The sequence below is a fragment of the Mesorhizobium sp. M0437 genome (genome assembly GCF_040321335.1).
In the GTDB taxonomy this organism is placed as follows: domain Bacteria; phylum Pseudomonadota; class Alphaproteobacteria; order Rhizobiales; family Rhizobiaceae; genus Mesorhizobium.
In genome coordinates this window covers 21,242-30,587 of the sequence record NZ_JAMYRK010000067.1, presented here as the reverse complement: position 1 = coordinate 30,587, position 9,346 = coordinate 21,242, and the positions used below count along the sequence as shown (strand labels likewise).

Here is a 9,346-nt window from a genome sequence, read left to right as displayed (position 1 = left end):
AATGGCAGTCGCTCCTTCGCTCAACTGCCTCTCCAAAGAATCCTTTCTCAGCCTAAACTCAACCCCAAAATCGCCATATGCGATTCCCCTGCCCTTGAGGGGAGGGTCGCGGAGCAAATTGCCGCATGGCGGCATTTTGTGACGCGGGGTGGGGTCGGTGCGACCTCGCCGACCCCACCCCGTCTCGCAGTCTCCGCTTCGCTTCGACTACTCGCCGACCCTCCCCTCGAGGGGGAGGGTTAGGAGCCGCCTCTCAAATCGCCCCGGTAACAATAATCTCGACCAGATATTCCGGTCCGGCAAGTTTCGCTTCGCCAGTGGCGCGGGCCGGCGTGTTGCCTTGCGGTACCCATTTGTCCCACTCCGCGTTCATCTCGGCAAAGGTGCTCATGTCGGCCAGCCAGATGATCGCCTGCAGGATCTTGGTTTTGTCGGTGCCGGCCTTGGCCAGCAATTCGTCGATAGCCGCCAGAATGTCCCTGGTCTGGGCGCCGACGTTTCCGCCCGGCTTGCCGACCTGACCGGCCAGATAGACGGTGTTGCCGTGGATGACGATCTGGCTCATGCGCGGGCCCACATCGATGCGACGAATGCTCATTGGATATTCCTTCTCTTGTCCGGCTTTCTCTTGTCGGCTGCGCCTGTTTAGGATCGGGATACGTTTCGGGCAAGGCCGCTCGAGCGGAACCGCTTGAGCCAAGCCAAAGCAGACAACATGACGGCCCGGCCGCAATTCCGCCCGATTGGCTTGTTGACTAATGTAATAACATCACATATCGAATCCGCCCCTGCAGCACCGATCGTCGCCCCATGGATCGTCACATGAGCCAAACCTGCCTGACCTTCCGCGACCTGACGCTGGGCTACAACAGCCATCCTGCGGTCCACCACCTCGATGGTACGATCCGCAAGGGGTCGTTGACGGCGGTCGTCGGCGCCAACGGCTCCGGCAAATCAACGCTGATGAAGGGCATCGTCGGCGTCCTGAAGCCGATGGCCGGCACGGTGATCCGGGCGCCCGGCGTACGCGCCGCCTATCTGCCGCAGCAATCGGAGCTCGACCGCTCCTTTCCGGCCCGGGTCGTCGACCTGGTTTCGCTTGGCCTGTGGCCGCGGCGCGGCATGCTCGGCCGCTATACAAGGGAAGACCGCGACTCGGTCAGCAAGGCGCTGATGGCCGTCGGCCTAGGCGGTTTCGAGAAGCGGCCGATCGACACATTGTCGGGCGGCCAGCTGCAGCGCACGCTGTTTGCCCGCGTGCTGTTGCAGGATGCCGAGCTCATCCTGCTCGACGAGCCGTTCAACGCCGTCGATGCCAAGACGGTCGGCGACCTGATCGCGCTGATCAAGCGCTGGCACGGCGAGGAACGCACGATCATGGTTGTGGTCCACGATCTCGATCTGGTGCGGCAGAATTTCCCCGAAACACTGCTCCTGGCGCGCCAGCCGATCGCCTGGGGCGAGACCAAAGAGACGCTGCGGCCTGAGAATCTGTTGCGCGCGCGCCGCTTCCACGAAGCCTGGGAGGACAACGCGCCATGGTGTGAGCCCGGCGAGCATGATCACGAGCACGGTGGCCACGAGCACAGCCATGACCACGAGCACTATCACGGCTCCGGGCCGAGGGCAGCATGATGGAGGTGCTTTACGGTCTGTTCGTCGCTCCTTTCGCCGACTACGCCTTCATGCAGCGGGCGCTTGCCGGTTCGATGATGCTGTCGCTCGGCGCCTGCCCGGTCGGCGTGTTCCTGATGCTGCGGCGCATGAGCCTGTCCGGCGATGCCATGGCGCATGCCATCCTGCCGGGTGCCGCCGCCGGCTTCCTGTTCTATGGCCTGGAGATCCTGCCGATGACGATCGGCGGACTGATCGCCGGCATCATCGTGGCGCTCGGCGCCGGCGCCGTCTCGCGCTTCACCATCCAGCGCGAGGACGCCTCGATGGCGGCCTTCTACCTGATTTCGCTGGCCATCGGCGTGCTCATGGTGTCGATCCGCGGCTCCAGCGTCGATCTCATGCATGTGCTGTTCGGCACCGTGCTGGCGCTCAACAACGAGGCGCTGACGCTGATCGGCGGCATCGTCGTGGTGACGCTGGTCAGCCTCGCCACCTTCTGGCGGGCGCTGGTCGCCGAATGCCTCGACCCTTTGTTCCTGCGCTCGGTCAGCCGGATGGGCAGCCCGGTGCATTTCATCTTTCTCGGCCTCGTCGTGCTCAACCTCGTCGGCGGCTTCCAGGCACTCGGCACCTTGCTGTCGGTCGGGCTGATGATGCTGCCGGCAGCGGCGGCCCGCTTCTGGACCTCGCGCGTCGAGCCGATGTGCGTGCTGGCCACAGTAATCGGCTTTGCCTCCTGCATTGCCGGGCTGCTGTTGTCCTACCATGCATCATTGCCCTCCGGCCCGGCCATCATCCTGTCCGCAGGGGTCGTCTATTTCGCCTCGATCCTGTTCGGCACGCGCGGCATCCTGCGCGCCCGCATCGTCCATCACCGCCACAGAACTGCCTGATCCCAACAAGGAGAAACTGTCCATGCTGAAATCGATCCGCGCCGCTTTGGCCGTGAGCGTTATAACATTAACCGCCTTTGGCGCATCTTCGGCCTTCGCTGAGCCTTTGAAGGTGGTCGCCAGCTTCACGATCATCGCCGATTTCGCCAAGAATGTCGGCGGCGACCGCATCGATCTGACCACCATCGTCGGGCCTGACGGCGACGCCCACGTCTACGAGCCGAGCCCCGCCGATGCTGTGGCGATGGCCAAGGCCGACATCGTGCTGGTCAACGGCCTGCATTTCGAAGGTTTTCTGCAGCGCCTGGTCGACGCCAGCGCCACCAAGGCTTCGATTGCCGTGCTGACCAAGGGGGTCACGCCGATCAATTTCAAACCCGAATTCGCCGAGGCCGACGCCGCCGAAGGCGCGGAAACCGATGGCGGCAAGACGGTCACCGATCCGCATGCCTTCCAGTCGATCGCCAATGCCAAGATCTATGTGAAGAACATCGCCGACGCCTTTTGCACGGCCGACGCTGCGGGTTGCGACAGCTACAAGGCCAATGCAGCCGCCTATACGCAAAAGCTCGAGGCGGTTGAGGACGAAGTGCAGGCGGCGATCCAGTCGATCCCGCAGGAGAAGCGCGTCGTCATCACCTCGCATGACGCCTTCGGCTATTTCGAGCAGGCCTACGGCTTGACGTTCCTGGCCCCGGAAGGCGTGTCGACCGAGTCGGAGCCCTCCGCCGCCGACGTCGCCAAGCTGGTCAGCCAGGTGAAGCAGGACAAGGCGGCGGCGATCTTCGTCGAGAACATCACCAACCCGCGGCTGATCGAGCAGATCGCCAGCGAGACCGGCATCAAGGTGGGCGGCACGCTCTATTCCGATGCGTTGTCGCAGCCCGACGGCCCGGCCGCGACCTATATCGACCTGATGCACAACAACATCGCCCAGATCAAAGGCGCGATCCTCGGCAGTTGAGCTGTCTAGTCACTCCATCCGGTCGGGCTGAAATCGCCCGGCCGGATTTCTATCTAATGGCGGTTGCCGACCGGGTCCGGGAGTGGCAAGACTGCCGCTAGCCAGATTGTGAGGACCCCAGCCATGGAATACCGCCAGATCAGCGAGGACTATTCGGTCTCCGGCCAGATCCAGCCCGAAGATGTCGCGACCATCAAGGCCGCCGGCTTCAAGAGCGTGATCTGCAACCGGCCCGACGACGAGCAGCCCGGCCAGCCATCGGCCGACACCGTCAAAGCGGCGGTCGAGGGCGCCGGGCTCGCCTTCCGCTACATCCCTGTCATCAGCGGCCAGATCACGGCCGAGGATGTCGAGGACCAGGCCGAGGCGCTTGACGAACTCGAAGGCCCGGTCTTCGCCTATTGCCGCTCCGGCGCCCGCTGCACCAATCTCTATGGGCTTATCAAGCAGTCGAAGGGGTGAACGGCCTCACGTTCCGAGCGGAAGAAGTCAAGTTCCGCACTGTGGCGATCCTTCACACCCCCCTCTGTCCTGCCGGACATCTCCCCCTCAAGTGGGGAGATTGGATGTCGCGTTGGCTTTCGCCAATTTTCAGCGTTGCGGAGTGGGCAGCGAGGTCAGAGCTGCCAATCTCCCCACTTGAGGGGGAGATGGCCGGCAGGCCAGAGGGGGGTGCTGTCCTGGGTGCTGTCCCTCCGCCATATCTAACGAAAAGCCGTCTGGGCTAAATCGGCAGCGCGCCGGTTTCCTTCAATGTCTCAAGCACGATCGCCGTCTTCACGTGCTGCACCGATTCGTGCGGCAGCAGCACGCCGTTGACGAACTCCGACAATGATTTGAGATCGGGCGTCACGACTTTCAATATGTAGTCCATCTCGCCGGTCAGCGCGTGCGCTTCCTGCACTTGCGGCAGCCGCGCCACCAATTCGCCGAAACGCCGCGCATTGTCGCGGTTGTGGGTGGCGAGCGTCACCGAAATGACGTTGACCAGGGAAAAACCGAGCTTGTCGCGGTCGAGCACCGCCCGGTAACCCTTGATATAGCCGTCCTCCTCCAGCCGCTGGCGACGACGCGAGCACTGCGACGCGGACAGGTTCACCCGTTCCGACAGATCGTTGTTGGTCAGCCGTGCATCGCCCTGCAATAGAGCCATTATCTTGCGGTCAAACTGGTCGATGCGCGCCTCATCCATGAATTTCGGGTCCGCAGTGCACAACTCGCGCATGATCAGACCATTTCAAGCGTTTGAATGCAAGCAATTTGCACTCGCTCCGCGCTATAATTGCGTCCAGATGGCCGACGCGGCCAGTTCCAGATTTCGGAGCAATGCCATGGGTCCCTTCCCGCACGACGCACCGCCCGCCAAGATCAGCAAAACCAATCCCGCCGGCACCGACGGCTTCGAGTTCGTCGAATTCGCGCATGCCGAGCCGGAAAAGCTCGCCGAACTGTTCACCCGCATGGGCTATGTGCCGGTGGCCAAGCACCGCGGCAAGGACATCACCGTCTGGCGGCAGGGCGACATCAACTATGTCGTCAATGCCGAACCCGGCTCGCATGCCATGAAATTCGTCGACAAGCACGGCCCTTGCGCCGCCTCGATGGCGTGGCGGGTGGTCGATGCAAGGCATGCCTTCGATCACGCGGTGGCCAAGGGCGCGACGCCCTATGAAGGCAACGACAAGACGCTCGACGTGCCGGCGATCGTCGGTATCGGCGGATCGCTGCTCTATTTCATCGAAACCTACGGCGAGAAGGGCTCGGCTTACGACGCCGAGTTCGACTGGCTGGGCGAGCGCGACCCCAGGCCGGAAGGCGTCGGCTTCTATTATCTCGACCACCTGACCCACAATGTCTATCGCGGCCAGATGGACAAATGGTGGGATTTCTACCGAGACCTGTTCGGCTTCAAGCAGATCCATTTCTTCGACATCGACGGCAAGATCACCGGCCTGGTCAGCCGCGCCATCACCTCGCCCTGCGGCAAGATCCGCATTCCGCTGAACGAGTCCAAGGACGAGACCAGCCAGATCGCCGAATATCTGAAGAAGTATAATGGCGAGGGCATCCAGCACATCGCCGTCGGCACCGACGACATCTACGGCGGCACCGACAGGCTCGCCGCCAACGGCCTGAAGTTCATGCCGGGCCCGCCGGAGACCTATTACGACATGTCTTATGCCCGCGTGAACGGCCATGAAGAGCCGATCGAGCGCATGAAGAAGCACGGTATCCTGATCGACGGCGAAGGCGTCGTCGACGGCGGCACGACCAAGATCCTGCTGCAGATCTTTTCCAGGACAGTGATCGGCCCGATCTTCTTCGAGTTCATCCAGAGGAAGGGCGACGAAGGCTTTGGCGAGGGCAATTTCCGCGCCTTGTTCGAATCGATCGAGCAGGACCAGATCAAGCGCGGCGTGCTGAAGGTGGACGGCAAGGCAGCGTAGCCAACTCGGCCGAGGTGCCTTGTGGTTTGATCAATTATGACCTAAATTCTGGTCATAAGAGGTCTGACCATGAATGTTTCAATTGCCGAAGCCAAGGCCAAATTGTCGGAACTCGTCAGCCGCGCGGAAGCCGGCGAGGAGATCGTGCTCACACGCCACGGCAAGGCGGCGGCGCGTATCGTACCTCCGGCAGTGGCCGAACCCCTGCCGCGTATAGGCGCGTTGAAGGGCAAGATCTGGATTGCGGACGATTTTGATGAACTCGGTCCCGAGTGGGATGAGTACGTGAAATGACGGTCGGCCCGTTTCTCGCCGACACACACATCATCCTCTGGTCGATTTCGGACGATCGACGTCTTAGCGAGCACCACCGCGTCATTCTGGCTTCGGAAGCGGTGGTGTTCGCGAGCGCGGCAAGCGTCTGGGAAATTGCCATCAAACGTTCGATCAGAAAACTTAATGCGCCGGACGATCTGCCAGCGCTGCTTCCAAGGATGCAATTTCAGCCGCTCGCCGTAACCTTCCAGCACGCGAACGCCGTCGGCGGCCTACCCCACCACCATGGTGATCCGTTCGACAGACTTCTGATTGCGCAGGCGCAAGTGGAGAACCTCACCATCCTGACATCCGACCCGCATTTCGCTCGTTACGATGTGGCTTTGGCATGATTATCCAAGCAGTTGGTCTCGCAAGCCCAACCGCTCAACCTCCGCTTTCCTGAGTTTCAGATCATAGCCGAGCAAGAACTCGTCGAGTTGCGGCGGTTTCACCGAGGTGCCGGATAGCATCGCGTGCACCTGGCCGCGATGATGGATGTCGTGGATGAAGAGATGGGCGAGCAGGTCGCCGATCCGTTCCGGTACCATGCCGTCCTCGCGCCGATCGGTGACGACGCGGCGCTCGAGATCGTCCGCCGACAGGCGGTCGCAAAAGGCGATCAGCCGCCGGTCGGCCTCCGCCTGTGCAACAAAAAGCGCCTTGGCATCATTGAACGGCACAAAATCGTCATGGGCGGCGGCGCCGACGCCGCCCTCTTCGAGAAAATCGAGATAGAGGTGATCGACCGCCAGGATGTGATTGAGCGTTGCCTTGATCGACGGAAAGAAGCTCGTCCGTTCGGCTTCGAATTCGCCGGGCTCAAACTGCAGCACGGCGCGGTAGAGCCGGTCGTTCGACCACAGATTGTTGGCTGCCATGCGCCGAAAATGGTTCAGCAGGTCCATGACTTCACGGCGCGACCCGGAATAGCGACACACCCGCCCATAGAAGCGCAAACCCAGCCAAAACAATCAGCAGCAGCCCGATCATGTGCCGCCGCATGGCTTGCGTTTCCTGGTCCAGCGCGACATTCGTGTTGGTGACGGTGTGAAACATCATCGCCTTGCGCGGAAAGCCGCTGCGGTTGGTCAGGCCTGGCGAGCGCGCCTCGATGCGATAGCTCAGGCGGATCGCCAGGATGAAGATCGCCAGCATGACAAGGGCCCAGACACCGCACAGCAGATAGAATGTCTCGCCCGTCATTCTCTTGCCCCCTCGTACTTCTCGACCCTCTGCTCGATGGCGCCGAAGATCGAATGCCCACCCCTGTCCTTCATCTCGATGCGCACGCTATCGCCAAAGCGCAGGAACGGCGTTTTCGGTTCGCCGGTTTCGATGGTCTCGATCATACGCAGCTCGGCGACGCAGGAATAGCCGGCGCCGCCCGCCGAGACAGGCTTGCCCGGCCCGCCGTCGAGCTTGTTGGAGACGGTGCCCGAACCGACGATGGTGCCGGTGGCCAGCGGCCGCGTTTTTGCGGCGTGAACAATCAGCGCCGGAAAGTCGAAGGTCATGTCGATGCCGGCGTTCGCCCGGCCGAACGGCTTGCCGTTGAGATCGACCAGCAGCGGCAGGCTGACCTTGCCGCCGTCCCAGGCATCGCCCAGCTCGTCCGGCGTCACCGCAACCGGCGAAAAGGCAGATGACGGTTTCGACTGGTAGAAGCCGAACCCCTTGGCGAGCTCGGGTCCGGTCAGGCCGCGCAGCGTTACATCGTTGACCAGCATGACCAGCCGGATCGCCGCCCGCGCCTCATCGAGGCTTGCGCCCATCGGCACATCGTCGACGATGACGGCGACCTCTCCTTCCATGTCGATGCCAAGGGTGTCGTCGACCATGCGGATCGGGTCGCGCGGTGCGAGGAAAGCGTCCGAGCCGCCCTGGTAGATCAGCGGATCGGTCCAGAAGCTTGCCGGCATCTCGGCACCGCGCGCCTTTCGCACCAGCTCGACATGGTTCACATAGGCCGAGCCGTCGGCCCATTGGTAGGCGCGCGGCAGCGGCGAATGGGCGTCGTGCTCGTGAAAGCGCGCGGACGGTACCGCATTGTTTTCCAACGATTCCGCCATGGCAGCGAGATGCGGGGCGATGCGATGCCAGTCGTCGAGCGCGGCCTGCAGCGTGCGCACCAGGAACGAAGCATCGGTAAACCGCGTCAGGTCGCGCGAGACGACGACGAGCTTTCCATCGCGCGTCCCGTCCTTCAATGTGGCAAGCTTCATGCGGTTTCCTCTCCTGGCGCAGCTTTGGCGCTGCTTAATTCCACAACAAGGCCGTCGCGGGCGATCGTCAAGTCGCCGGCCCATGTTTTCCTGACGGCGGCAATCCAGTCGGCCTCGCCGATCTCGGGATCGTCGGCGGGAATGAGGTGGTTGAGGACCAGTCTTTTGACGCCTGCCTCGCTGGCGATGCGGCCCGCTTCCTCGGCAAAGCTGTGGCTGGCAAGCAGGTGTTCCCTCAGCCTTGCGCCGTTGCCGGTCTTCGCGACCAGCCGCTCGATACCCTTTTCCAGCATGGCCTCGTGGACCAGGACGTCGGCGCCCTCGGCGAAATCCGCCAATGGCGGAAAGAAGGCCGTATCCGACGAAAAGACGACGCCTTGCCCCGCATGATCGAAGCGCAGCGCAAAGCAATCCGTCACCGGCGGGTGGTCGACGCGCAGCGCCGATATTTTGAGACCGCGCTCTTCGGCCACCTGGCCTTCACCAAATTCGACGATCGAAACCTGGTCGCGGAGATCCGGCCTGCCTTCATCGGCGATGCGGATCTCGATATCGAATTCCATTGCCTGGCAAAAGCGCTGCCAATAATGGCCGATGCCGGGCGGGCCGAACAAAGTGACGGGCGCCGCCAGGCCGGCGGTCCAGGCGGTGTGGATGAGAGGTCCGAGTTCCAGAACATGGTCGGAGTGCAAATGCGTGATGAAGATCAGGTCGAGCGCCTTCAGGCTGATGCCGGCATCGGTCAGCCCGCGCGTTACGCCCAGCCCGCAATCGACGACGATGGTGCGGCCGCCAATCTCCAGCAGCGACGAACTCGGCCACGGGCCGCCCGGCCGCAGCGCCGGGCCACCCTTCGAACCCAGAAGCACCAGACGATCCGTCATA

The 9,346-nt window shown here is 62.6% G+C and carries 13 protein-coding genes; 7 read left to right on the top strand and 6 right to left on the bottom strand.

The window, feature by feature from the left end:
• Nucleotides 1–253 precede the first annotated feature (253 nt).
• Complete coding sequence (locus tag NKI72_RS28550; protein WP_352836545.1) at nucleotides 254–598, bottom strand: RidA family protein; 345 nt, start codon at nucleotides 596–598, stop codon at nucleotides 254–256.
• 224 nt (nucleotides 599–822) lie between these two features.
• On the opposite strand from NKI72_RS28550, the gene aztA reads away from it, so the two are divergent.
• The 4 genes from aztA to NKI72_RS28530 all read left to right on the top strand — a co-directional run bounded on the left by aztA (nucleotide 823) and on the right by NKI72_RS28530 (nucleotide 3,936).
• Nucleotides 823–1,635, top strand: a complete 813-nt coding sequence (aztA, locus tag NKI72_RS28545) for a zinc ABC transporter ATP-binding protein AztA (RefSeq protein WP_352836547.1) — start codon at nucleotides 823–825, stop codon at nucleotides 1,633–1,635.
• Complete coding sequence (gene aztB, locus NKI72_RS28540; protein ID WP_352542391.1) at nucleotides 1,635–2,510, top strand: zinc ABC transporter permease AztB; 876 nt, start codon at nucleotides 1,635–1,637, stop codon at nucleotides 2,508–2,510. The genes aztA and aztB overlap by 1 nt, the downstream gene beginning before the upstream one ends.
• 22 nt (nucleotides 2,511–2,532) lie before the next feature.
• Nucleotides 2,533–3,474: a zinc ABC transporter substrate-binding protein AztC gene (gene aztC, locus NKI72_RS28535; RefSeq protein WP_352836550.1), complete on the top strand. Its 942-nt coding sequence runs from the start codon at nucleotides 2,533–2,535 to the stop codon at nucleotides 3,472–3,474.
• 123 nt (nucleotides 3,475–3,597) lie between these two features.
• The gene (locus NKI72_RS28530; protein WP_352836553.1) at nucleotides 3,598–3,936 is read left to right on the top strand and encodes a protein tyrosine phosphatase family protein; all 339 of its coding nucleotides are present in this window, start codon (nucleotides 3,598–3,600) and stop codon (nucleotides 3,934–3,936) included.
• Nucleotides 3,937–4,198: 262 nt separating this feature from the next.
• Here the strand turns inward: NKI72_RS28530 and NKI72_RS28525 are convergent, their stop codons facing one another.
• A complete protein-coding gene (locus NKI72_RS28525) occupies nucleotides 4,199–4,666 on the bottom strand; it encodes an Lrp/AsnC family transcriptional regulator (protein WP_023674409.1) in 468 nt (155 codons plus the stop codon).
• A 139-nt stretch (nucleotides 4,667–4,805) separates the two neighbouring features.
• Here NKI72_RS28525 and hppD point away from each other — a divergent pair, with 139 nt between their 5' ends.
• The 3 genes from hppD to NKI72_RS28510 all read left to right on the top strand — a co-directional run bounded on the left by hppD (nucleotide 4,806) and on the right by NKI72_RS28510 (nucleotide 6,589).
• Nucleotides 4,806–5,921: a 4-hydroxyphenylpyruvate dioxygenase gene (gene hppD, locus NKI72_RS28520; RefSeq protein WP_352836556.1), complete on the top strand. Its 1,116-nt coding sequence runs from the start codon at nucleotides 4,806–4,808 to the stop codon at nucleotides 5,919–5,921.
• Between the two features lie 69 nt (nucleotides 5,922–5,990).
• The gene (locus NKI72_RS28515; protein WP_352473643.1) at nucleotides 5,991–6,215 is read left to right on the top strand and encodes a type II toxin-antitoxin system Phd/YefM family antitoxin; all 225 of its coding nucleotides are present in this window, start codon (nucleotides 5,991–5,993) and stop codon (nucleotides 6,213–6,215) included.
• Nucleotides 6,212–6,589: a type II toxin-antitoxin system VapC family toxin gene (locus NKI72_RS28510; RefSeq protein ID WP_352542356.1), complete on the top strand. Its 378-nt coding sequence runs from the start codon at nucleotides 6,212–6,214 to the stop codon at nucleotides 6,587–6,589. The genes NKI72_RS28515 and NKI72_RS28510 overlap by 4 nt, the downstream gene beginning before the upstream one ends.
• Here NKI72_RS28510 and NKI72_RS28505 read toward each other — a convergent pair whose 3' ends face one another.
• The 4 genes from NKI72_RS28505 to NKI72_RS28490 are packed head-to-tail and all read right to left on the bottom strand — an operon-like array spanning nucleotide 6,590 to nucleotide 9,345.
• Nucleotides 6,590–7,144 carry a DinB family protein gene (locus NKI72_RS28505; protein WP_352836557.1) on the bottom strand — a complete coding sequence of 185 codons (555 nt, stop codon included), beginning with the start codon at nucleotides 7,142–7,144 and terminating at the stop codon, nucleotides 6,590–6,592. It lies immediately after the preceding gene.
• Nucleotides 7,145–7,148: 4 nt separating this feature from the next.
• Nucleotides 7,149–7,442, bottom strand: coding sequence for a hypothetical protein (locus NKI72_RS28500; RefSeq protein WP_352617748.1), 294 nt, complete (start codon nucleotides 7,440–7,442; stop codon nucleotides 7,149–7,151).
• Entirely contained in the window at nucleotides 7,439–8,461 is a 1,023-nt protein-coding gene (locus tag NKI72_RS28495; protein WP_352682140.1) for a fumarylacetoacetate hydrolase family protein, read from the bottom strand. The genes NKI72_RS28500 and NKI72_RS28495 overlap by 4 nt, the downstream gene beginning before the upstream one ends.
• Nucleotides 8,458–9,345, bottom strand: a complete 888-nt coding sequence (locus NKI72_RS28490; RefSeq protein ID WP_352851477.1) for an MBL fold metallo-hydrolase — start codon at nucleotides 9,343–9,345, stop codon at nucleotides 8,458–8,460. Before NKI72_RS28490 ends, NKI72_RS28495 begins: the two co-directional genes overlap by 4 nt.
• Nucleotide 9,346: the final 1 nt, after the last annotated feature.